Source organism: Pseudomonas sp. LBUM1678 (assembly GCF_059695575.1).
The window spans coordinates 1,670,640-1,692,859 of record NZ_CP166775.1 but is presented as its reverse complement, the minus strand read 5'-3'; the positions used below and the strand labels follow the sequence as shown (position 1 = coordinate 1,692,859).

Annotated in this window: 20 protein-coding genes and 1 pseudogene; 14 read left to right on the top strand and 7 right to left on the bottom strand. The window is 59.7% G+C overall.

Translation table 11 applies throughout. The features are described 5' to 3' along the window. Nucleotides 1-26 precede the first annotated feature (26 nt). Together ACA070_RS07600 and ACA070_RS07595 are read left to right on the top strand one after the other, a co-directional pair. Complete coding sequence (locus tag ACA070_RS07600; protein WP_131062526.1) at nt 27-476, top strand: Spy/CpxP family protein refolding chaperone; 450 nt, start codon at nt 27-29, stop codon at nt 474-476. Nucleotides 477-566: 90 nt separating this feature from the next. After that, the gene (locus ACA070_RS07595) at nt 567-1,907 is read left to right on the top strand and encodes a sensor histidine kinase (RefSeq protein WP_497450656.1); all 1,341 of its coding nucleotides are present in this window, start codon (nt 567-569) and stop codon (nt 1,905-1,907) included. 100 nt (nt 1,908-2,007) lie between these two features. Here ACA070_RS07595 and ACA070_RS07590 read toward each other — a convergent pair whose 3' ends face one another. Beyond that, nucleotides 2,008-2,574 (bottom strand): NAD(P)H nitroreductase, encoded by a 567-nt coding sequence (locus tag ACA070_RS07590; protein ID WP_461957750.1) that lies wholly within the window; start codon nt 2,572-2,574, stop codon nt 2,008-2,010. Between the two features lie 122 nt (nt 2,575-2,696). On the opposite strand from ACA070_RS07590, the gene ACA070_RS07585 reads away from it, so the two are divergent. Then, nucleotides 2,697-4,151, top strand: coding sequence for a TrkH family potassium uptake protein (locus ACA070_RS07585; RefSeq protein ID WP_497450655.1), 1,455 nt, complete (start codon nt 2,697-2,699; stop codon nt 4,149-4,151). Here the strand turns inward: ACA070_RS07585 and ACA070_RS07580 are convergent. After that, complete coding sequence (locus ACA070_RS07580; protein ID WP_497450654.1) at nt 4,108-5,169, bottom strand: AraC family transcriptional regulator; 1,062 nt, start codon at nt 5,167-5,169, stop codon at nt 4,108-4,110. The genes ACA070_RS07585 and ACA070_RS07580 overlap by 44 nt on opposite strands. Nucleotides 5,170-5,331: 162 nt before the next feature. On the opposite strand from ACA070_RS07580, the gene ACA070_RS07575 reads away from it, so the two are divergent. Next, nucleotides 5,332-5,643, top strand: a complete 312-nt coding sequence (locus ACA070_RS07575) for an Mpo1-like protein (RefSeq protein WP_131062531.1) — start codon at nt 5,332-5,334, stop codon at nt 5,641-5,643. A 98-nt stretch (nt 5,644-5,741) separates the two neighbouring features. Beyond that, nucleotides 5,742-6,332 carry an HD domain-containing protein gene (locus ACA070_RS07570; protein ID WP_497450653.1) on the top strand — a complete coding sequence of 197 codons (591 nt, stop codon included), beginning with the start codon at nt 5,742-5,744 and terminating at the stop codon, nt 6,330-6,332. Between the two features lie 120 nt (nt 6,333-6,452). Here ACA070_RS07570 and ACA070_RS07565 read toward each other — a convergent pair whose 3' ends face one another. Further along, on the bottom strand, nt 6,453-7,268 hold the full coding sequence (locus ACA070_RS07565) for a UDP-2,3-diacylglucosamine diphosphatase (RefSeq protein WP_461957746.1): 816 nt from the start codon (nt 7,266-7,268) through the stop codon (nt 6,453-6,455). 129 nt (nt 7,269-7,397) lie between these two features. On the opposite strand from ACA070_RS07565, the gene ACA070_RS07560 reads away from it, so the two are divergent. Continuing rightward, nucleotides 7,398-8,162, top strand: coding sequence for a helix-turn-helix transcriptional regulator (locus ACA070_RS07560; RefSeq protein WP_497450652.1), 765 nt, complete (start codon nt 7,398-7,400; stop codon nt 8,160-8,162). 219 nt (nt 8,163-8,381) lie between these two features. Next, complete coding sequence (locus tag ACA070_RS07555) at nt 8,382-9,272, top strand: DMT family transporter (protein WP_497450651.1); 891 nt, start codon at nt 8,382-8,384, stop codon at nt 9,270-9,272. Here ACA070_RS07555 and ACA070_RS07550 read toward each other — a convergent pair. The 4 genes from ACA070_RS07550 to recQ all read right to left on the bottom strand — a co-directional run bounded on the left by ACA070_RS07550 (nt 9,266) and on the right by recQ (nt 14,165). Then, the gene (locus tag ACA070_RS07550) at nt 9,266-9,553 is read right to left on the bottom strand and encodes an Rdx family protein (RefSeq protein WP_461957743.1); all 288 of its coding nucleotides are present in this window, start codon (nt 9,551-9,553) and stop codon (nt 9,266-9,268) included. The two genes, ACA070_RS07555 and ACA070_RS07550, sit on opposite strands and share 7 nt — an antisense overlap. 45 nt (nt 9,554-9,598) lie before the next feature. After that, nucleotides 9,599-11,356, bottom strand: coding sequence for a motility hub landmark protein FimV (locus tag ACA070_RS07545; RefSeq protein ID WP_497450650.1), 1,758 nt, complete (start codon nt 11,354-11,356; stop codon nt 9,599-9,601). A gap of 128 nt (nt 11,357-11,484) precedes the next feature. Further along, nucleotides 11,485-11,919 (bottom strand): MarR family transcriptional regulator, encoded by a 435-nt coding sequence (locus ACA070_RS07540; protein WP_462026117.1) that lies wholly within the window; start codon nt 11,917-11,919, stop codon nt 11,485-11,487. Nucleotides 11,920-12,038: 119 nt separating this feature from the next. Then, nucleotides 12,039-14,165: a DNA helicase RecQ gene (recQ, locus tag ACA070_RS07535; RefSeq protein ID WP_007895006.1), complete on the bottom strand. Its 2,127-nt coding sequence runs from the start codon at nt 14,163-14,165 to the stop codon at nt 12,039-12,041. A 411-nt stretch (nt 14,166-14,576) separates the two neighbouring features. Here recQ and ACA070_RS07530 point away from each other — a divergent pair, with 411 nt between their 5' ends. From ACA070_RS07530 to ACA070_RS07500, 7 genes and pseudogenes are all read left to right on the top strand, one after another. After that, nucleotides 14,577-15,164: a UPF0149 family protein gene (locus ACA070_RS07530; RefSeq protein WP_497437953.1), complete on the top strand. Its 588-nt coding sequence runs from the start codon at nt 14,577-14,579 to the stop codon at nt 15,162-15,164. 10 nt (nt 15,165-15,174) lie between these two features. Next, entirely contained in the window at nt 15,175-15,570 is a 396-nt protein-coding gene (locus tag ACA070_RS07525) for a YbaN family protein (protein ID WP_497450649.1), read from the top strand. A gap of 233 nt (nt 15,571-15,803) precedes the next feature. Further along, nucleotides 15,804-16,511, top strand: a complete 708-nt coding sequence (gene lapG / locus ACA070_RS07520) for a cysteine protease LapG (protein ID WP_497450648.1) — start codon at nt 15,804-15,806, stop codon at nt 16,509-16,511. 22 nt (nt 16,512-16,533) lie between these two features. Further along, on the top strand, nt 16,534-18,474 hold the full coding sequence (lapD, locus tag ACA070_RS07515) for a cyclic di-GMP receptor LapD (RefSeq protein WP_497450647.1): 1,941 nt from the start codon (nt 16,534-16,536) through the stop codon (nt 18,472-18,474). A gap of 446 nt (nt 18,475-18,920) precedes the next feature. After that, nucleotides 18,921-19,280, top strand: coding sequence for a DUF6124 family protein (locus tag ACA070_RS07510; protein ID WP_497450646.1), 360 nt, complete (start codon nt 18,921-18,923; stop codon nt 19,278-19,280). A 360-nt stretch (nt 19,281-19,640) separates the two neighbouring features. Continuing rightward, complete coding sequence (locus ACA070_RS07505) at nt 19,641-21,251, top strand: immunoglobulin-like domain-containing protein (protein ID WP_497450645.1); 1,611 nt, start codon at nt 19,641-19,643, stop codon at nt 21,249-21,251. 456 nt (nt 21,252-21,707) lie between these two features. Continuing rightward, nucleotides 21,708-22,068: pseudogene (locus tag ACA070_RS07500) on the top strand (DUF6124 family protein). Nucleotides 22,069-22,220: the final 152 nt, after the last annotated feature.

Here is a 22,220-nt window from a genome sequence, read left to right as displayed (position 1 = left end):
CCGGGAACGAGACAAGGAGATTCACCATGCGCAAGACTCTTATCGCTCTGATGTTCGCTGCCGCCCTGCCGACCGTTGCCATGGCCATGCCTGAAGGTGCCGGCCCGATGGGAGGCCCGATGGACGGCTCGCGCCACGGCGGTCAGATGCACGGCATGCACGGTAAAGGCCCGTACAGCCAGCTGGACCTGAGCCGCGAACAGCGCGAGCAAATCCGCAAAATCATGGGCGAGCAGATGCACGAGCGTAAGCAAGTGGTCGAGAAGTACCTGGAGAAACTCTCGCCGGCCGACCAGAAAGCCATGAAAGACGAAATGGCCGCCAACCACAAAAAAGCTGAAGCCGATGTGCGTGGCCTGCTGAAACCGGATCAACAGAAGAAATTCGACGAGATCCAGAAGAAGAAGGCTGAGCGCCGCGCCGAATGGGCCGAGTTCAAGGCGTGGAAAGCGCAACAACCGCAAAAAGCGCAATAATGCGTTAACCCCGGACCCGACGGCTAACCCCGTCGGGTTTTTTGCCACTGAATTCAATACATTGGATTTGTGTTTGTTCGAGGATTTTCTGTGCGCTCATTGTTCTGGCGTATCCTGGCCAGCTTCTGGCTGGCCATCGCTCTGGTTGCAGGGCTGTCCATTCTGTTGGGGCACATGCTCAACCAGGACGCGTGGATTCTCAGTCGCCACCCGGGCCTCAACACTCTGGCCGAACAGTGGACGCAAACCTACGAAGCCCAGGGCGAGGAAGCGGCCCAGGACATTCTGGAGCAGCGTAAGCGCCAGTATCACATCGACGTTCAGGTGCTCAACGAAAGCGGCGACCCGGTGGTACGCGGCACCTTCCCCCGGCGTGCGGCGGCCTTCGAAGCTCGGCAGAACAACGATGACCGCCGCCTGCCGTGGCGGCGTCTGACCGATGAATACACCAGCGCAAAAACCGGCGACACCTATCTGCTGATCTACCGTATTCCGCACCCGGAACTGGACTCCTGGCACCGTGAAAGCCTGCTCTGGCCGTTGAGCGCGCTGGGCATTGCGCTGGTGGTGCTGACCCTGTTCAGCCTGTTCGTGACCTTGTCCATCACCCGACCGCTGAACCGCTTGCGCGGCGCGGTGCATGACCTTGGGCAAACCACCTATCAGCAGAACAGCCTGGTGAAACTGGCCAACCGTCGCGACGAATTTGGTGTGTTGGCCAACGATTTCAACCGCATGGGCGCGCGTCTGCAAAGTCTGATCGGCAGCCAGCGGCAATTGCTGCGCGACGTGTCCCATGAACTGCGCTCACCGCTGGCCCGGTTGCGCATTGCCTTGGCACTGGCCGAACGTGCCACTCCCGAAGAACGGGAAAAACTCGCGCCACGCTTGACCCGTGAATGCGATCGACTGGAAGCCTTGATCAGCGAAATCCTGGTATTGGCGCGGGTCGATGCCGACAACGCCAGCGCTGAAGACGTGGATCTGAATGCGTTGCTCAATACGCTGCAAAAAGATGCGCAATTGGGTTCACCGGAGCAGACCGTCCACCTCGACGCAGAACCGCAGCTGAACCTCAAAGGCTGGCCGACGATGATCGAGCGTGCCGTCGACAATCTGCTGCGCAATGCGCAGCGGTTCAACCCGCAGGGGCAGTCGATTGAAATGCAGGCGGTGCGTCAGGGTGAGCGGATTGTGGTCAGCGTCAGGGACCATGGGCCCGGTGTCGACGCCGAGCATTTGACTCAGTTGGGTGAGCCGTTCTATCGGGCGCCAGGGCAGACGGCTGCGGGGCATGGCTTGGGACTGGCCATTGCGCGGCGCGCGGCAGAACGGCATGGCGGGAGCCTGGTGTTAGCCAATCACCCGCAGGGCGGGTTCATCGCCAGCCTGGAATTACCGCTGGTACCGGGCGCCGTCGTCCAGCCTTAAAAGCTTCGCGGGCAAGCCTCGCTCCTACAGGTTTTATGCCGATCAGGTGGCACGACGCATAACCCTGTAGGAGCGAGGCTTGCCCGCGAAGCATTTGATCTTAAGGTTTGGAGGGCCAGGCGCTGACGAATTCGGCCAGGTCAACCTTCTCCGCCACGCGCGGTTCTTTCTGCGGCGTGCCCAGGTAAAGAAACGCAATCACCTCCTCCCCTTCCGCCAACCCCAACCCCTTGGCCACATGCGCCGAATAGGCCAGTTCACCGGTGCGCCACACCGCGCCAATGCCTTGCGCGTAAGCGGCCAGCAGAATCCCGTGAGCCGCACACCCCGCCGCCAGCAATTGCTCGGATTTCGGGTATTTGACGTGGTCCTGCAACCGCGCGATCACCACAACCACCAGCGGCGCGCGCAGTGGACCGTTACGCGCCTTGTCCAGCGCTGCTTCCGACACTTCGCTGTCTTGCAGCTTCGCCGCTTCGGCCAGCAACTCGCCCATTTGCTCGCGTGCTGCACCTTCGACTGTCAGGAAGCGCCAAGGCTGCAAGTGGCCGTGGTCCGGCGCACGCATTGCGGCAGAAAACAGCACTTCGCGCTGCGCTGCGGTGGGGGCCGGTTCGAGCAGTCGTGGAACGGAAACACGGTTGAGCAAAGCGTCGAGAGCCTGCATCGGCCACCTCCTGGAAAATTTGTCCGGCTATTCTAGCTGCAAGTGCCACAGGTATGCCGGTTTACATGCCCTGCCCCGCAGGTAGAATGGCGCCCTTCCTACTTTCAGCCAGAGCGGACTTCATGGCGTTGCCGACTTTACGGACTATTGGTTTCATCATCGGCCTCTTCCTGATCACGCTGGCCATCGCCATGGTCGTGCCCATGGCCACGCTGGTGATTTTCGAGCGCACGGGCGATCTGCCGTCGTTCCTCTGGGCGAGCATGATCACCTTTGTCGCCGGCCTCGCGCTGGTCATCCCCGGTCGCCCGGAACACGTTCACCTGCGTCCGCGGGACATGTACCTGCTGACCGTCAGCAGCTGGCTGGTGGTGTGCATTTTCGCCGCGCTGCCGTTTCTGCTGACCCAGCACATCAGCTACACCGACTCGTTCTTCGAAAGCATGTCCGGCATCACCGCCACCGGGGCGACGGTGCTCACCGGCCTGGACACCATGTCCCCCGGCATCCTGATGTGGCGTTCATTGCTGCACTGGATCGGCGGTATTGGCTTTATCGGCATGGCGGTAGCGATTCTGCCACTGCTGCGCATCGGTGGCATGCGGCTGTTTCAGACCGAGTCGTCGGACCGTTCTGAAAAAGTCATGCCCCGTTCGCACATGGTGGCGCGTTTGATCGTTGCGGCCTACGTCGGCATCACCATTTTCGGCAGCCTGGCATTCTGGTGGGCCGGGATGAGCCTGTTCGATGCAATCAACCACGCGATGTCGGCGATCTCCACCGGTGGTTTTTCAACGTCCGACCAGTCTCTGGCCAAGTGGCCGGAGCCTGCAGTGCATTGGGTGGCGATCGTCATCATGATTCTTGGTGCCCTGCCGTTCACCCTGTATGTAGCGACCTTGCGCGGTAACCGCAGGGCCCTTATCAAGGATCAGCAGGTTCAAGGTTTGCTCGGCATGTTGCTGGTGACCTGGCTGGTGCTCGGCACTTGGTACTGGTGGACCACCCAGCTGCATTGGCTCGATGCGTTGCGGCATGTGGCGCTGAACGTGACGTCGGTGGTGACAACCACCGGTTTTGCGCTAGGGGACTACAGCCTGTGGGGAAATTTCTCGCTGATGCTGTTCTTCTACCTGGGGTTTGTCGGGGGGTGTTCGGGTTCGACGGCTGGCGGGATCAAGATTTTCCGGTTCCAGGTTGCCTATATCCTGCTCAAGGCCAACCTTAACCAATTGATTCACCCGCGTGCAGTGATCAAGCAGAAGTACAACGGCCACCGTCTCGACGAAGAGATCGTGCGCTCGATCCTGACCTTTTCGTTCTTCTTCGCCATCACCATCTGCGTGATTGCGTTGTTGTTGTCGCTGCTTGGCGTGGACTGGATGACCGCCCTGACTGGCGCCGCCAGCACCGTGTCCGGCGTCGGTCCGGGGTTGGGCGAGACCATCGGCCCGGCGGGCAACTTCGCTACCCTGCCGGACGCCGCCAAGTGGATTCTCTCGTTCGGCATGCTGTTGGGCCGACTGGAGATCATTACGGTGTTTGTTCTGTGTATTCCTGCTTTCTGGCGGCACTGACAACTGCAGGCGTTTCTATCAACCGCGCCCGGTACTCGCCGGGCGTCGAGTCGAACCAGCGCCTGAAGGCGCGGAAGAAGTTGCTCGGATCAGCGAAGCCCAACAGGTAGGCAATCTCCAGCAAGGTCATGCTGGGCTGCGCCAGGTATTGCTCGGCCAGCTCACGTCGCGTGTCGTCCAGCAACGTTTGAAAACTCGTGCCTTCTTCCTGCAAGCGTCGCTGTAAGGTGCGCTGCGACAAGTGCAGCGTCTGCGCCACCGTATCGCGCTTGGGTTCGCCTTGGGGCAGCAAACGGCACAGCACCTGCCGCGCCTTGTGGGTCACGCGGCTCTCGGAAAACCGCGCCAGGTATTCGCCGGCAAACCGGTCATGCAACAGCGCCATCGCCTCGTTGGCCGTCGGCAGCGGCGCCTCCATGTCGGCGCGCTCGAAGATCAGGGCGTCATAAGGCGCGTTGAACACCAACGGCGCATGGAAGGCGTGTTTATAGGGTTCGAGATCGGCGGGCTGATCGCCCTGAATCAGCACTTTGCGCGGTTGCAGGGTGCGACCGGTCAACCAGCCGCACAGCGCCAGCGCACAGGCCAGCGACGCTTCAGCACTTTGTCGGGTCGGCGGCAAGTGATCGCCATGCACCGTCAGAATCAGTGCATAACCTTCATCCAGCAGTCGGAAACTCAGGTCAGCACTTTCGGCAATGATCCGCTGATAACGCACCAGTCGTTGAAAGCCTTCGGCCAGGGTCTGGCTGGACATCAGGGCGTAGCCAGCCACATGGAAGGAGGCCGGTCGCACCACCTTGCCCATGTTCAGGCCGATCGCCGGGTTGCCGGACAGCTCGACCGCTTGCTGCCACAGTCGTGTCATGGAATCTTGCGGAAAGCGCGCATCCGGATCGTCCAGTGACGCGTAGTCGAGCCCCAGCTGCTTGAACAGAACCCGGCAATCCAGGCCGTCCATCTCCAGTGCCTTGACAATCCCCATCGCCCAGCTTGCAGAAGTCGTTCGTTCGCTCATGGCGTCTACTTACTAATTGTGAGCCGTCTACCGCGGCAAATTTGCGAAGGATACTAAAGTGGCGCCTATTGTCACTGGCTGATGCCAATGATCACTCTAGACTCAAATAAGCTACCCGCCGAACATCTTGCAATCAGAACAACAAGCACAGAGATCGCAGTCGTGGAAAACATCAGACGTTTCAACAGTTTCGCTGAGTTTTACCCGTATTACCTCAGTGAACACAGCAACAGCACCTGTCGACGATTGCATTTTGTCGGTACCAGCCTGGTCATCTTCATCCTGGCGCTGACCATCGGCAAAGGCGCCTGGTTGATGTTGTTGGCCTTGCCGCTGGCGGGTTACAGCTTCGCCTGGATCGGGCATTTTTTCTTTGAGAAGAACCGCCCCGCCACGTTTCAGCATCCTCTTTATAGCCTGCTCGGCGACTTTGTCATGTACCGCGACATGATTCTGGGTCGCGTGCCGTTCTAGGCTCCATTGCCACCAAAACGTCCGGCGTAGCCAATGCGATATTGGATCCAGGTCCGACATTCAAGACGTCCCTTTCGATTAGAACAAGAGGATAGCTGATGAACGCCAATGCACGATTCACCCACATGCAGGATGGCACGCAGGAAGACTGGGCGATCATCGCCGCTGACTTCAGTGCCTACGCCCGACAGTTGCCGTCACGGATTGTGGCGCACCTGAAATTGCTGGAGGGTGATTTTGGCGGCTTCCCGGTGGATCGTCTGACCCACTCGTTGCAAACCGCCAGCCGTGCCTGGCGCGATGGCCGTGATGAAGAATACGTGGTCTGCGCGCTGCTACACGACATCGGCGACACGCTGGGTTCCTACAACCACCCGGACATTGCCGCGGCGATCCTCAAGCCATTCGTCAGCGCCGAGAATCTGTGGATGGTGGAGAAGCACGGGATATTCCAGGGGTATTACTTCTTCCATCACCTTGGGATGGATCGGCATTTGCGCGAGCAATTCAGCGGACATCCGCAGTATCAGGCGACCATCGAGTTCTGTGCTAAATACGATGCGGCGGCGTTTGATCCGGCTTACGAGACGTTACCGTTGAGCTTCTTTGAGCCGATGATGGAGCGGTTGTTTGCGCATCCGAAGAACTCGATCTACATGGCGGCGATGGAAGAACATTCGCCAGCCTGACAGATCCGCAGTGTCTGGGCGGGCCTCTTCGCGGGCAAGTCGGATCGCCGCACCGCTCGCTCCTACAGATTTCGCAGTGTTTGTAGGAGCGAGGCTTGCCCGCGAAGGCGTCGGACCTGCCTACGCCGGCTCTGCGATTTTAATGGCCTTCAACTCAGCCTCCCTCGCCTGGGCATCCGCCAACCGGTACAACTCGATCGACCCGTCCCAATGCTCGATCAACGCCGTGCACGACTCCACCCAATCCCCGCAATTGAGGTAATCCACCCCGCCGACCTTGCGAATCTCGGCATGGTGAATGTGCCCGCACACCACCCCATGCAACTCGCGTTTGACGCACTCATGGGCGATGGCTTCTTCAAAATCGCTGATGAAGCTGACCGCTGTTTTCACCTTGTGCTTGAGGTAGGCCGATAACGACCAGTAGCCGTAGCCATAACGCGCGCGCCAGTGATTCAGCCAGCGGTTGAGGGTCAGGGTGAATTCGTAGGCCGAGTCGCCGAGAAAGGCCAGCCAGCGGTGATACCGGGTAATCACGTCGAACTGGTCGCCGTGGATCACCAGCAGATGGCGGCCATCGGCGGTCACGTGCACCGCTTCGTCCACCAGCTGGATGTTGCCCAGGATCAGTTTCGAATAGCGCCGCAGGAATTCGTCGTGGTTGCCGGTGACGTAGATCACCTCGGTGCCGCGCTTGCTCATGGTCAGCAGGCGGCGAATCACGTTGGTGTGCGCCTGAGGCCAGTACATGCCGCTGCGCAGTTTCCAGCCGTCGATGATGTCGCCCACCAGGTAGACCTTGTCCGCGTGGTAGCCCTTGAGGAACTGCGACAGATGTTCTGCCTGGCAGTCCCGGGTGCCCAAATGCACATCGGAAATCCACAAGGTCCGCACACGTTGCTTACGGCTGGGTTTGGCGAGCTCGGCGCTGGTCATGGACAACCCTCTGGGCAAGTTTTGGCAAGCTTGCGCCGATCCGGTTAATTGCCCATGACAACCGCGAGTCAATCCTGTGACAACGCCCGGCCGGTGTAGACTGGCCGCATCTAGACCTGGAGACCTGCGATGAGACCGATCCTCACGCTTCGCCAATACACCAAAGACCTGATCGTCCACAGCCACGACCACGCGCAATTGGTGTTCGGGCTTTCGGGTGCGCTGGACTTCGAGGTCGGCGGGCAAGGCAGTCAGGTGATTCAGCAGAGTTTTGTGGTGGTGCCGTCGGGTTTCCATCATGCGTGCGGCAGCAGCAATGGCAGCCGTTGCCTGGTGCTGGATGTGCCGAGCGATCAATGGGTTTCGCAGTCCCTTGGCGATCACGCCGACGCCAGCCGCCGGTTGCTCGACAACGCCGGTCGCTTGCCGCTGGATGCCGGACAAAGCCAATTGGTCAGTTGGCTGGCGGGCAGTCAGGTCAGTGACCCGTTGATTGCCCAGCAAGGCGCAGTGCTGTTATTGGCCAGCCTCAATAACGCCAAGCCTGAGGTGATCGGTGGTCGGCGCCTGCCGTATGCGGCGCTGAATGCGCACATCGATCAGTACGCGGCTTATCCGCTGCAAGTCGCCGATCTGGCACGTGTCGCCGGGCTGTCCAGCGCCCGCTTGCATGCGCGGTTTGTCGCTGAATGCGGGCAGACGCCGATGGATTACATCCGCAGTCGGCGGCTGCATATGGCGGTGGGACTGCTGCGCGATTCACCCTTGCCGATCGGCGAGATTGCCAGTCGGGTCGGTTACAGTTCTCAGAGTGCATTTGCGGCGGCGGTATTGCGCGAGTTTGGGGTGACTCCGGGCAAACTGCGGCGCGAGGCTGGCGACAAAAGTCGATAGTCTGCCGACAGACTCGCTAGGGGTTACGCGGTCAAATGTGTAGCAGCTGGCGAAGCCTGCGTTCGGCTGCGAAGCAGTCGTAATATCAGGCGGCGCGGTCTTTCAGATGCACCGTGCGTGCCGTTTCACGACTGCTTCGCAGCCGAACGCAGGCTTCGCCAGCTGCTACAGGGCTGCGGTGTCTGTCGTCCCGGGTCTACTCAGTTATCAAGGAATGCAATGACTCCCCGTACCGCCCTTGGCGCACTGCATATCGGCGCACTGATGTTTGGCCTGACCGGTGTGTTCGGCAAACTGGCTGCCGCCTCGCCTGCCGTCATCGTGTTTGGTCGGGCTGCATTTGCCGTCCTCGCCTTGGCGGTGTTCGCGCGGTTCGCCAGCAACACGCGCTGGCAGAAACTCGAAGCGGAGGACTGGCGCCGTCTGGTGCTCAGCGGTTTGCTGCTGGCCGGGCATTGGGTGAGTTTTTTCATTGCGGTGAAAGTGGCCGGTGTGGCGATCGCGACCTTGGGTTTCGCCAGCTTCCCGGCGTTTACCGTGATCCTCGAAGGGCTGATATTCCGTGAGCGGATCCGCGCCAATGAAATTCTGTTGGTGGTGCTGGTGAGTGTCGGGCTGGTGCTGGTCACGCCTGAGTTCGATCTGGCGAGTGGTGCCACCACGGGCCTGCTCTGGGCGGTCGGTTCAGGTTTGCTGTTCGCTCTGCTGTCGCTGACCAACCGCGCCAGCTCAGGAAGAATCCCGCCGGTGCAGGCTGCGCTGTGTCAGAACGTGGTGGTCGCGCTATGCCTGCTGCCGGCAGCGGCGCCACAGTTGAGCGAAGTCCGCGCCATCGACTGGCTGTGGATCGGTTTGCTCGGGGTGTTCTGCACTGGCGTCGCTCACAGCTTGTTCGTAGCCAGCCTGGCGGTGATCAAGGCGCGCACGGCCGCCGTGGTGTTCGCCCTGGAGCCGGTGTACGGCATCACCATGGCCTGGCTGTTGTTCGATGAAAATCCGACGCTGCGCATGCTGATTGGCGGCGCATTGATCATCGTCGCAATCGTTGTCTCCAGCAGACTGTCCGGCTCAAGCAAAAAGACCGTGGCAGCCGAAGCGGCGTCTCACTGAGTGCGGTCGTTATGGCCGAGGTCGCGGTCAGGGTCGATCTGATCGCGGACCCGCTGCTTGAGCACCTTGGCCTCCGGGAAACCGCCGTCGGCCTTGCGTTCCCAGATCTGCACATCGTCACAGAAAATATGGAAAACCCCACCAGTGCCGGGCACCAGCGACACTTTGCCCAAGTCGTCGCCAAAGGTGCTGAGCAGTTCCTGGGCCAGCCAGGCCGCACGCAACAGCCACTGGCATTGCGTGCAATAGGTGATGATGATTTCCGGTTTACGCGTGGTCATGACGGGCAATACTCCTGAGCCTGAGGGCGCCGCTATAGTAGAGGCTCAGCGGATTCCGGCCAACAGGCTCCGGGCTGTCTGCTTGAGCGGCTCGTCGCCTTCCTTCAGCAACTCGTTGAGCAGTTCGATGGCGCTGTCCACGTCGCCGTCATCGATACAGGTCTGGGCTTGTTCCAGTTTATCGGCGCTGGTCGGGTCGGCCGGCTGCGGATTTAACGGCTCAAGTTTCAGTAACGGGCTGCCATCGCCGAATTCGTCGAGAAAATCGTCGTCCAGTGCCTGTGAGTCCGGTTCGGCGACCCACTCAAGCTCTGGCTCATCCAGCGTCGGCTCGTCAGGCATCTCGAACACATCGGGCAACACGTGCAGATTCGAGGTGAACGCGGGCTCTACAACCTTGGGTGATTCGTCTGAAGATTTAGCGCTGTCGAAAGGGCTGACCAGGTCCCAGCTGGAATCCATGGACAGGTCATCCAGGTTCAACTGGAACTCGTCGGCAGGTGCCGCTTCTTGCACGGGGGTGATGACGGGTGCGACTGCCATCGGTGCCGCATTGCTCAGTTTCGGGTGGCGGGCACGGATGTCCTGAAGCTTATCTACGTCGAACCCACCGTCGCGCAGACTCTGTTCCTGTGCGTCATAAGCGGGTACGTCGCCCTGTTTACCCAGGACTTCCAGCAGTTGCACGGCCAGGTCCGTGCGCTGGGGTTCCTTGACCAACGCTTCTCGCAACAAACCGACCGCTTCGGAAAAGCGGCCATAGGCGAGGTAAATACCGACCCCTTCCAGCACATCGCCTGTTGGCGTTTCTTCACGATGTTCGGGAGCGGGTTTCACCATGGGCTGTTGCACCGACGGTTGCGCCGGACGCTCAAGCATCGGCTCATGTCGCACAGGTACAACGGGCGAAGACTCGGGCAATGCCTGAGGCCGCTGGCGTTGACGTCGAACAAACAGCCCCAGCAGCACCAAGGCGATCAGCGCCAGCAAGCCGATGATCAGCGGCCAATGGCTTGGCTCGGGTTCTTCAACGACGACGGGGGCAGGCGCTACCGCGACCGGCGTAATCGGCGGCGCCTGTTTCACCTCCGCCAGTCGGGTTTGCAGTTCGATCACCTGTTTTTTCTGGCCAGCGATCTGCTCGTCCTGTGCCTGAAGCTTCGCATTCAGCTCATCGATGGTTTTTTGCAGCTGCTGGTTTTGCAGCACGCTGGCGGCCAGTTGTTCGGCAACGGGATCGGGCACAGGCGCAGCAGGCTGAACGACGGCAGGCGCTGGCGCGGGTTTCTTCGCCGCGGGTGCCGGTGCAGTGGCCGGTTTGACACTCGGGAATGGAGAGTTTTGTGGGCTGGCGGCCGGTTCGTCGTCGGCCGGCACAATCCCCGGTGAACCCGGTGGATCGATCAGCACCGTGTACTCGCGCAGCAAGCGCCCATTGGGCTGATTGAGCTGCACCAGGAAATTCAGGAAGGGTTCGTTGACCGGTTTGTTGGAGGTCACCCGGATCAGGCTGCGGTTGCCCCGCAGGACCGGCGTGAACTTCAGGTCGTTGAGGAAGAACACCCGATCGACGCCGGCGCGGGTGAATTCTTCCGCCGTCGCCAGGCTGACCGAGAGCTCGCCCTCCTCCAGCCCACCGACATCCACCAGGGCGATGTCGGCACGCAACGGCTGATTCAACGCGGAATGAAGGGTAATCTCGCCCAATCCCAGCGCAGGGGCCAATGCCGAGTAAGTGACAGCGCCACCGACCAGTATCAGCCTGGCGCAACACCGCAATACAACGTGCCAACTCTCGAGCATGAGCATCCCTTAGATAACCAGAACCAACTTGTACGCGTTCGCACATCCGGTACGAACACGATATTGCCTAGTAGTTCTTTATAGTCTGCCCAACGGGGTATCTCAAAAAGCTGACGCGCGGTTATGCCTCAAGATTTTTCCAGGTTGGCCAGAATGTGCCCGTGGACACGCATGCAGATCTTTAAATCCGCCTCGTCGACGCCGTCGAACAGTTCGCGGCGCAGTTGATGGGCAATGGTTTCAATTTGTTCGATCAGAGGACGGGCCGGGGCACAGAGGACGATTTTTTTCGCCCGGCGGTCTTCCAGCACCGATTGGCGCTGGACCAGACCCTGGGTTTCCAGGCTGTCGAGCAACCGCGCCAGGGTCGGCCCTTCGACGCCGACGCTTTGCGCCAGTTCACGCTGGGTCGGTGCTTCTTCGAAGCGCGCCAGGTGCAGCAGCACCAGCCAGCGCGCCTGGGACAGACCCAGGCCAGCCAGACGGCGATCCAGTTCGGCACGCCAGCCGCGCGACATCTGGGCCAGTTGCATGCCAAAACGGTGTTGATCGGTTAACGGCATAAAACACTCATGATTAGACTGAAATAGAGAAAAACTAATTATTAGTCAGCTAAGCATGGCGTTTGGCTTGAGGCAAGGCTCGGTCTGTAGTGAATCGTTACATCACTGTAACAAGTCATTTAAACCTCAAATTCGGATTGCAGTGCCGCTCGAACGCAGTACAAGACACCTTCCGGCACTCGCCCGGCAAACAGCGCGGCAATCTCCGACACCGGCGGCAACTCGCCTTCGCCATCCAGAAAGGCATCCTGGACCTCGCCCATCAATTCTTCAGGCAGGTCCAGCGCTTGCTCCAGCGACAACTGCTGCTTGCCGATCGCTTCGGCGAGCATGGTGTAGACATTCTTTTCCGAGCATTGCAGCTGACCGGCGATCTGCAGCGGCGTCATGCCGGCGCGAGCCAGAGTTATCAGCTCGTGACGCACATCGGCGACAACTTTCGGCGCCTCCACCTGACCGCCCAGCACTTCGAGGAAGGCCTCGCCATAACGTTCGAGCTTGCGCGCGCCGACGCCGCTGACCGTGGCCATCTCGGCCAGCGAGGTCGGCTGGCTGCGGAGCATTTCCAGCAGTGTCGAGTCGGGGAAGATGACGTACGGCGGCACCCCGTGTTCTTCAGCGAGTTTGCGACGCAAGGCGCGCAAGGCTTCCCACTGTTCGCGTTCCTCGCCACGAACCAGCTGGCTCGCCTGGCTCTTGCTGCTTTTGGCGGTGGTTTGCGGCTTGAGGTCACGACGCAGTTCCAGGGTCACTTCGCCCTTGAGCAGCGGTCGGCACGTGTCGCTCAGGCGCAGGCCGCCGTAGCCTTCGAGGTCAATGTCGGCCAGACCACGGGCCACCAGCTGTCGGAACAGGGAGCGCCATTCGCTCTCGCCCATTGCCTTGCCTACGCCATACACCGACAGGTGTTGATGGCCGAAGCTGCGGACCTTTTCGTTGTCCTTGCCCAGCAAAACGTCCACCAGATGCCCGACGCCATAACGCTGGCCGGTGCGATAAATCGCCGAGAGCGCCTGACGGGCCGGCTCGGTGGCGTCCCAGGTCTGCACGCCATCGACGCAGTTGTCGCAATGGCCGCACGGCTCGGGCATGTCTTCGTCGAAGTAGGCCAGCAGGGTTTGCCGACGGCAGCGGGTTTCTTCGCAGAGCGAGAGCATGGCGTCGAGCTTGTGCTGCTCCAGACGCTTGTGGCGCTCGTCACCTTCGGAGTTTTGCAGCATCTGCTTGAGCATCACCACGTCTTGCAGGCCGTAAGCCATCCAGGCATCTGCCGGCAGGCCATCACGGCCGCCGCGACCGGTTTCCTGGTAGTACGCCTCAAGGGATTTCGGCAAATCGAGGTGAGCGACAAAGCGCACGTTGGGCTTGTCGATGCCCATGCCGAACGCCACGGTGGCGACCATGATCAGGCCTTCTTCGTTGAGGAAGCGCTTCTGGTGATGGGCCCGTGTGTCGTTGGGCAGACCGGCGTGGTACGGCAGCGCCGGGAAGCCTTGCTCGCTCAAGAACACCGCGACTTCGTCGACTTTCTTGCGCGACAGGCAATAGACAATGCCGGCATCACTGCGTCGTTCGGCAAGGAACGCCAGCAACTGCTTGCGCGGCTGCTCCTTGGGCACGATGCGGTAGAAAATGTTCGGACGGTCAAAACTCGACAGGAAGCGCTCGGCGTCCTGCAAATGCAAACGATCGACGATTTCTTCGCGGGTGCGCTTGTCGGCCGTGGCCGTCAGGGCAATGCGCGGGACGTTGGGGAACAGCTCCGCCAACTGGCCCAGTTGCAGGTATTCGCGACGGAAGTCATGACCCCATTGGGACACGCAATGCGCTTCGTCGATGGCGAACAGGGCGATTTCAAGGCTTTGCAGGAAGGCCAGCATCCGCGGCTGGACCAGACGCTCGGGCGCCAGATACAGCATTTTCACTTCGCCGCGTTTGATCCGTGCCGCCAGATCTCGCTGCTGCTCGGCGCTCAGCGTGGAGTTCAATGCAGCGGCAGCGACGCCGAGCTCTTCGAGGGTCGCGACCTGATCGTCCATCAGTGCGATCAGCGGCGACACCACCACCGCCAGGCCTTCGCGCAGCAGCGCCGGGACCTGGAAGCACAAGGATTTGCCGCCACCGGTAGGCATCAGCACCAGGGCGTCGCCGCCACTGGCCACGCGCTCAATGATTGCACCCTGGCGGCCACGGAAACTGTCGTAGCCGAAGATGTCCTTGAGGACGCGTTGAGCCTGTTCGAGCATAAAAACTCCAAAAATCACCAAAACATCCCTGCAAGGCTGGTTCAGAACCACGCAGGCTGCACTGACAAATCGTAAGTGCGCATTGCATGACGCTTCACATTCCAGCCATGACGCCAGCAGGGCATCACAAAACGCGCGAGTATACCCGACGCCTGCCCGGCAAAGGGTGCCGCTGAGAAGACACACGAACGTCAATGCACCGCAAACCTGTGGGAGCGAGCCTGCTCGCGATGGCGGCGTGTCAGGCAATAAATGTATTGGATGTACCGGCCTCATCGCGAGCAGGCTCGCTCCCACAGGGATTGCGGTGTTTGTGAGGTCTCAGGGTGCAAATATCCCGCGCGGCTGGCCTGACCGCTCAAGAAGGCCTAGAATTCCCGCATCTGTTTAATTCCCCAAGGTAGCCCTTTAATGTCCTTCGCTGAGCAACTAACCCGCCTGCAAGTCTTCCTCGACGCCGACGAACTGCATGACGAGGCGCTGGACTACGTGGCCGCCCACGGCTACCTCACTGCGCTTTCGATCTGTTCCGAAGAGGTTCCGGATCGTGAATGGATCGACGCCCTCTTCGCTGAAGAGCCGCATTACGCCGACGACACCGAGCGTGAAGCGATCGAATCCACCCTGCTGGCCCTCAAGGCTCACATCGCTCGCCAATTGGCTGCCGATGAAGAATTCGAGCTGCCGTGCGACCTGGACTTGGGCGAGGAGCCGGACGATTCCGACTTGCGCGGCTGGTGCATCGGTTTCATGGAAGGCGTGTTCCTGCGCGAAGCGGCCTGGTTCGAAACCGCCGAAGACGAAGTCAGCGAAATGCTGCTGCCGATCATGGTCGGTTCGGGTCTGTTCGACGAACAGCCTGAGTTCGAAGACATCGCCAAAGACGCCAACCTGATGGACGACATGATCGTGCAGATCCCGGAAGCCCTGACCGCGCTGTACCTGCTGTGCCAGGCGCCAGACGAAAAACCGGCGATCCTCAAGCCACGTCACCACTAAGGTTTTGCCTATGGACAACCCCATAGGCAACCGCTCCCTGATGTTGCGTTACGTGCTGCTGGCCGTCGGCTGGCTGAGCGTAGCGCTGGGGGTGATCGGGATTTTCCTGCCGATATTGCCCACCACACCTTTCCTGCTGTTGGCGGCCGCCTGTTTCGCCCGTCGTTCGCCACGCTTTTATCAGTGGCTGGTGGGACATCCGCGGCTTGGCCCGTGGATTCGCGACTACCTCGACGGCAACGGCATCCCGCTCAAGGGCAAGGTCTACGCGATCGGCCTGATGTGGGTCAGCATCCTGTTCTCCTGCTACCTGGTGCCCCTGATGTGGGCGCGGGGATTCATGCTGACCAGCGCGGTGCTGGTGACGATCTACATCCTCAGACAGAAAACCCTGCGCAAGTCCTGAAAACACCCCGATCCCTGTAGCAGCTGGCGAAGCCTGCGTTCGGCTGCGCAGCAGTCGTGAAATGAGGCAACACGGTCTTGCAAACAAATCCGGGATTCAGGGTTTACGACTGCTGCGCAGCCGAACGCAGGCTTCGCCAGCTGCTACAGGTCCGTGTGCCAACCCGACGATTTTGTCCTGCCTCGCTGAAAACACCGCCTAGACTTCAGTCATCTGCACCCGAGCAGCCAGACATGTCCCGTCGCCGGCGTAGTCCAGGAGGGTCAACGCTCCGACTTCGGCTCGGCGGATGGCTGCTGCTGGCCAGTTTTCTGCTGACGGGGCTGGGCAGTGTCTGGGCCAACTGGGACTTTGCGCAGATCCTGCAAATTGCCGAAAAGCGCTACGGCCCGCTCGGCCCCGCCCAAGGAAGAATCGAGGCCTGGAGTCAAATGCTCAAGAGCGAACTCAACCAACCCGAGCGCGAGCAACTGAACGCGGTCAATCGCTTCTTCAATCAACAGCTGAATTTTCAGGACGACACACGCATCTGGCGTCAGACCGATTACTGGGCCACGCCGGAAGAATCCTTGATCAAGGGCGCCGCCGACTGCGAAGACTACGCCCTGGCGAAATATTTCAGCCTGCGCCAACTCGGGATTCCCAGCGAGAAACTGCGCATCACCTACGTCAAAGCCCTGACTCAGAACCAGGCGCACATGGTGCTGACCTTCTACAGCAGCCCCACGGCCGAGCCGCTGGTGCTCGACAACCTGATCGGCGAAATCCGCCCCGCCTCCCAACGCAAAGACCTGCTGCCGGTGTACGCCTTCAATGCCGAAGGCCTGTACTTGCCGGGCGCCAATGGTGGCAAACGCAGCAGCGACTCGAAAAAACTGTCGCGTTGGCAGGACGTGTTGAAAAAGATGCAAGTCGAAGGGTTCGCCGTGGGCGAAGGCTAACCGCCATCGCAAGGAGCGTTTTATGTCACTGCGCAAACAGTTGTTTTTCGCCATTTGCCTATTCTTGCTGGTGGCCTTCAGCGGCAGTTTTTTTGTCAGCCTGGAAAGCTCTCGCGAACAGATGCTCGGCCAGTTACGCTCCCACGCTCAGGACGCCGCCACGGCGCTGGGCCTGTCGCTGACCGCGCAAATCGGCGACCCGGCGATGACCGAATTGATGGTCAGCTCGATTTTCGACAGCGGCTATTTCCGCAGCATCCGCGTCGTCAATATCGTTGATGCAAAGGTGTTGGTGGAGCGCAGCGCACCGGCGCAGATCGAAGGCGTGCCCGGCTGGTTTGTGAGTCTGGTCGACCTGCGTCCGGAAGGTGGCGACGCGCTGATCATGCGCGGCTGGGAACAGGTGGCGCGGGTCGAAGTGCTGAGCAATCCGCAGTTCGCCCTGGCCAAACTCTGGGACAGCACCCTTGGCAGCCTGATCTGGCTGTTGATCTGCGGATTGCTCAGCGCGGTGTTCGGTGGATGGTTATTACGCCGGCAATTGCGCCCGCTCGACAAAATGGTCAGGCAAGCCGAAGCCATCAGCAAACGCGAGTTCCTCAGCCTGCCAAAACTGCCACGCACACCGGAACTGAGGCGCGTGGTGCTGGCCATGAATCAGATGGTCGAAAAGCTCAAGGCGCTGTTCACCGAAGAGGCCACGCGCAGCGAAAAACTGCGCGCCGAATCCTATCAGGACAGCCTCACGGGCCTGGCCAATCGACGCTTGCTGGATGAACAACTGGCCGACCATTTGTTGGTCTCCGAGCAAAGCAGCGACGGCCATCTGATGATGTTGCGGATCAACGACCTGATCGGCCTCAACCAACGCCTGGGCGGTCAGCGCACCGATAGGCTGATCAGCGCCGTCGGCGAGTTGCTCAAGCGTCTGACGCAGCTGCCGGAACGGCGCACCTGGCTGGCGGCACGCAACCGTGGTGGTGAATTCAGCCTGCTGACACCGGGACTGGACAGTACCGAAGCCGCCCGCCTGGCCTCGGAAATCAGCGCCACCCTGGAAAATCTGCGCCTGACTGGCGCCAGCGATTGCATGCCGGTGGCGCACTTGGGCGTGGTCGCCTATCAGCCCGGCGAACCGGCCAGCAACGTCCTGCTGCGCCTCGATCAAGCGCTGGCCCAGGCTCAACAACATCCCGAGCGGCCGTGGGTGCATCTGGCGCGTTCCGATACCGCGACGAGCCACTCCCAACACGATTGGCGCAGCTGGATCGACGACGCGTTGACCGAGGGCAAAATGCAGCTGTATTTCCAACCCGTCGTGCAATGCGCCGACACCAGCCAAGTGCTGCACCACAAAGTCCTCGCGCGCCTGCTCGACCCGCAGGGCGAGGCCATTGCCGCCGGGCACTTCCTGCCGTGGATCGAGCGTCTCGGCTGGTCGGCACGGTTCGACCTGGCGATGCTCGAAGCCACCCTCGACTACCTCATCGTCAACCGCTGGCCCCTGGCGTTAAGCCTGTCCGGCAGCAGCCTGCGCGACCCGGTGCAACTGCGACAAATCATCGACATGCTTGAATCACTGCCCGAACTGGCCCATCTGCTGATACTGGAAATCGACGAACGCCAACTGCCACCCCCCGATGAATTACAACGCCTGAGCCACAGCCTGCTCGACACCGGTTACCGCATCGGTTTGCAGCACTTCGGCGGCAGCTTCAGCCAGATCGGCAACCTGACGCAGCTAGGTTTGGCGTACCTGAAAATCGATGGGGCGTACATCCGGCACATTGATGAGCAAAGTGACAAGCGGCTGTTTATTGATGCGATCTACCGGGCGACGAACAGCATTGATTTGCCGTTGATTGCGGAAATGGTCGAGACCAAAGGGGAATTGGAGGTGATCCGGGAGCTGGGGTTGTTTGGGGTGATGGGGCGGTTGATTGGGCCGCCGGAGCCGATGTAAGGGGTTTGACGGTGGTTTGAAAGTTGGCATGACCTGTCTGATGTGTCAGCCCGAAAGATCGCAGGTTTCCGACAATCTTTTGATGTTAAACGGCGATGTTTAAAAGACATCTCCAGACACTCACTCAGGCTACACATCCTTGCGCCGTTGCCTACGACTGCGCCAGAATCCGCCGGCTTGTGCGCCTTGACTCCTCGCTCTATCGTTTCCGTGTCGTTGCAAATGCAGCGATCGGGTTTAGCAGCTCGGTAAATATCAAGGCACGCAATGTCCCCTCTTGATCAGTCGGCTTTTTTGCCTCCTGATTGGCGTTTTGGTGACTGTGCGTGGGGCACTTCGGTGCGCCGGGTTCCTTGATCCCTGGTCTGCTAACCCGCGTACGGTCGCCACCCTTATTTTCGTTTAGCAGCGATGCGTGGAGGCCTCATTGATCAAGGAGTTTCACCATGTTCAAGATCACACCCAACCCACCCGAAACCGACGACGTTTCCCCTTACGAAACCACCGACTCCAAAAAGCTCAACGAAGCCGCCGACCGCGCCCTCGACTACTACCTAAAACCGGTCATTCCCAAAGACACCCCGCGCAAGCCCAGCACCATCTACTCCATTGCCCCCGACACCAATGACGAAACGCTATTGGTCAACGCCTGTGAAACCCTGGCGTCCGCGAGTGTGATGTTGAGTAATTTTGCGGGGTTGATGGAGGGGTCGCATCGCAACACGGTGCTGGGGATTCAGCAGGTGGTAATGCTGGGGGAGTTGGCGGTGAATAGGATGCTGGATAATTTCGTTCCGCAGGGCTAGCGAGGCTCCTACGGCGAATGCATTCCTGTGGCGAGGGAGCTTTTCGGAACGCCGCATCGTCCCGCTCGGCTGCGCAGCAGTCGTCATCCAGCACAGACGGTTTCCCTGAAAAACTGCGGTGTATGGTTTTGGGGCTGCTTCGCAGCCCAGCGGGAGCAAGCTCCCTCGCCACAACAGCCTGTCAGGCTGCGAGTTTTGTGGGGGGTTTTCGGGCCTCTTCGCGCGAATGTGAGAGCGAGACCATTTGTCTGAAAACCGCCTCAACCTGTTATTTCTGACAGTAGCCATTCCTTCCACTCCCGTGTGTGATGGCCCTGTGTCCCGAGAGGACTAGAAGCTTATCTCACCCAGGAGTGAATGATGGACATCCAGTCTGACGCGTTCAACGATCTGTTTGTGCTGTATCCCCTGATCATTCAGGGCTGGATAACTCCGGTAAAACCTGCCGGAATTGCGCACGGCGGCATCCCCAAGGCGCTTTACGATGGCCAACCGCAAGGCCTTGAATGCCTGGCTGATCCGTGGACCGAGTTGCAGATGCGCTCCTGGCACATGGCGGTCGATGATCGGGTGGATGTGTATGTCAACGACGACCCCATCCCTGTGACCGGCAAGACCATTGCGCCGGGAGAAGAAACACTGCGCGTGCGCCTGTACGTGCCGCACGGACAGCTGATTCATGGCGTCAATCGCCTGTATTACAAGGTCACTCGCCCCAGTGGAAATTCCGAAGTATCCCGGGATTTGTTGGTGCTTTACCACCTGCGCACCCCGGCGAACCTCGATCTGGTGATCCCGCCCGACGTGATCGCGAACGGCATCGATGCCGCGCGGGCGGCGCTAGGCGTGGAGTTCGGGTTCACCTGGTCTAACCGGCGCCCATACGACCGCATTCGCTTTCAGCTCGGCGATGAGACGATTTCATGGGACGTGCCCGATGCACCGGCACCGGTTATTCAAAAACTGTTCACAGACACCTTTCAGAAAGTGGGCGACGACCCGAACACACCGGCCGACTTTGTCGTGTCCGATCAGTTGGGTAACTCCGCCCAGTCGCCAATCAAGTATCTGGATATTCATCTCGCCGTCGCTGTGATAGTGCCGACGCTCACCAACGTGCTGGACGCCACCGGCAATGAAGTTCCAGAGGCTGGAACCACAACCAGCACCACTTTGAAACTGGTGGGCGCTGCGAGTAAAGGGCTGCAAGTCGAAATATATGACGGCAGTGGTGCAAGCGCGGTGCCCAAGGGGACGGCGACTGCCCATGCAACCACTGGCGTTTGGGAGCGACCCATCACCGTAGCGGCGGGGGCACGCCGTTTGTACGCCAAATCGCTTTATCACAGCGGCAATGTCTATTCGAATGTACGCACCTTGACCATTGAGACGGGGCTCATAGTAGATCCATCGCCACTTATTCTTGATGGTCTCAACTATTTGATCGCAGGTTCGGGGTTGAACTGGATCAAGACAGGAAATGACCCCGAGCGCACCGCTGGACGTAAAGACGTTTCAGGTGGAGTTCCCCCTTACCAATATCTGTCGTCATCAACGTCTATCGCGTCGGTCGACCAAATGGGTTGGGTGAGAAGTGAAGGCAATGGAACGGCAACGATTACCGTCACCGACCATATCGGAACTTCAACAACATTTGACGTGAACGTTACGAATGTGAAAACCATCCTGGTCAACCAGCAGAACCTCTATCACGAGCAAGGGGTGGCCTGGATAAACAGCGTCGGTGGAACAAGGATACTTTCAGGGCCTGGATGGCAAGCGTTTCATGCTGCCGTACTCCTCAAGTACTCGCCGGTGGCCGGGACGCCTAATCTTTTCTTGCACACAGGGGAGCCGAACGGCGTCAATGTCTACCACATTGCAATCATCCCAAATTCCTCTATTCCTGATAGATGGGTTTACCAGTCATTTGCTGCGAACGGACAACGTCCGACCATTTGTATTCGTTGACGAAAGATCGGTATCCACTATGTCGGAACAGCGCATGGGCAAAGGTAACGCATTTATTTATCTGTCCTTGTCTCTACTCCGATACCTGAGTGAGAAATAAACAGCGATGTTTAAAAGACATCTCCAGACACTCTCTCAGGCTACACATCCTTGCGCCGTTGCCTACGACTGCGCCAGAATCCGCCGGCTTGTGCGCCTAAGGGCCGGGGCCTATTGTTTCCCGGTCGCTGACAAATCAGCGATCGGGTTTAGCGACCCGAACCTTTGTAGGCGCAACAGCGCTCCACACTCTCTTGCAGATAGTTCTTGCCTGCGATTGATGTCATGGCGGCTGTGCGCGGGAGACCTTCGGGTCTGCCGGGCGCCTACACCCGGTTCGCTAACCTGCGTGCAGCCGCCACCCTTACTTGTTTAGCGACAGGTCTTGGTGGCTCCATTTATTGTAGGAGTTTCACCATGTTCAAGATCACACCCAACCCACCCGAAAACCGACGACGTTTCCCCCTACGAAACCACCGATTCCAAAAAACTCAACGAAGCCGCCGACCGCGCGCTCGACTACTACCTCAAACCGGTCATTCCCAAAGACACGCCGCGTAAACCGAGCACGATTTATTCCATTGCTCCCGACACCAACGACAAGACGCTGCTGGTCAATGCCTGTGAAACCCTGGCGTCGGCGAGTGTGATGTTGAGTGATTTCGCGGGGTTGATGGAGGGTTCGCATCGCAACACGGTGCTGGGGATTCAGCAGGTGGTGATGCTGGGGGAGTTGGCGGTGAATCGGATGCTGGATAATTTTGTTCCGCAAGCCTAGCGAAGAACCTGCTGCAGACGATTGCCTGTGGCGAGGGGATTTATCCCCGTTCGGCTGCGAAGCGGCCGCTCTTCCGGCATAGGCGGTCTACCTGAAAAACGGCGGTGAATGGTTTTGGGGCTGCTTCGCAGCCCAGCGGGAGCAAGCTCCCT

What these genes read in the sequence shown, in the direction of transcription:
- ACA070_RS07600 (WP_131062526.1), top strand. Translation starts at nt 27, where the DNA reads ATGCGCAAGACTCTTATCGCTCTGATGTTCGCTGCCGCCCTGCCGACC.
- ACA070_RS07590 (WP_461957750.1), bottom strand. Translation starts at nt 2,574, where the DNA reads ATGCAGGCTCTCGACGCTTTGCTCAACCGTGTTTCCGTTCCACGACTG.
- ACA070_RS07585 (WP_497450655.1), top strand. Translation starts at nt 2,697, where the DNA reads ATGGCGTTGCCGACTTTACGGACTATTGGTTTCATCATCGGCCTCTTC.
- ACA070_RS07580 (WP_497450654.1), bottom strand. Translation starts at nt 5,169, where the DNA reads ATGAGCGAACGAACGACTTCTGCAAGCTGGGCGATGGGGATTGTCAAG.
- ACA070_RS07570 (WP_497450653.1), top strand. Translation starts at nt 5,742, where the DNA reads ATGAACGCCAATGCACGATTCACCCACATGCAGGATGGCACGCAGGAA.
- ACA070_RS07565 (WP_461957746.1), bottom strand. Translation starts at nt 7,268, where the DNA reads ATGACCAGCGCCGAGCTCGCCAAACCCAGCCGTAAGCAACGTGTGCGG.
- ACA070_RS07560 (WP_497450652.1), top strand. Translation starts at nt 7,398, where the DNA reads ATGAGACCGATCCTCACGCTTCGCCAATACACCAAAGACCTGATCGTC.
- ACA070_RS07555 (WP_497450651.1), top strand. Translation starts at nt 8,382, where the DNA reads ATGACTCCCCGTACCGCCCTTGGCGCACTGCATATCGGCGCACTGATG.
- ACA070_RS07550 (WP_461957743.1), bottom strand. Translation starts at nt 9,553, where the DNA reads ATGACCACGCGTAAACCGGAAATCATCATCACCTATTGCACGCAATGC.
- ACA070_RS07545 (WP_497450650.1), bottom strand. Translation starts at nt 11,356, where the DNA reads ATGCTCGAGAGTTGGCACGTTGTATTGCGGTGTTGCGCCAGGCTGATA.
- ACA070_RS07540 (WP_462026117.1), bottom strand. Translation starts at nt 11,919, where the DNA reads ATGCCGTTAACCGATCAACACCGTTTTGGCATGCAACTGGCCCAGATG.
- recQ (WP_007895006.1), bottom strand. Translation starts at nt 14,165, where the DNA reads ATGCTCGAACAGGCTCAACGCGTCCTCAAGGACATCTTCGGCTACGAC.
- ACA070_RS07530 (WP_497437953.1), top strand. Translation starts at nt 14,577, where the DNA reads ATGTCCTTCGCTGAGCAACTAACCCGCCTGCAAGTCTTCCTCGACGCC.
- ACA070_RS07525 (WP_497450649.1), top strand. Translation starts at nt 15,175, where the DNA reads ATGGACAACCCCATAGGCAACCGCTCCCTGATGTTGCGTTACGTGCTG.
- lapG (WP_497450648.1), top strand. Translation starts at nt 15,804, where the DNA reads ATGTCCCGTCGCCGGCGTAGTCCAGGAGGGTCAACGCTCCGACTTCGG.
- lapD (WP_497450647.1), top strand. Translation starts at nt 16,534, where the DNA reads ATGTCACTGCGCAAACAGTTGTTTTTCGCCATTTGCCTATTCTTGCTG.
- ACA070_RS07510 (WP_497450646.1), top strand. Translation starts at nt 18,921, where the DNA reads ATGTTCAAGATCACACCCAACCCACCCGAAACCGACGACGTTTCCCCT.
- ACA070_RS07505 (WP_497450645.1), top strand. Translation starts at nt 19,641, where the DNA reads ATGGACATCCAGTCTGACGCGTTCAACGATCTGTTTGTGCTGTATCCC.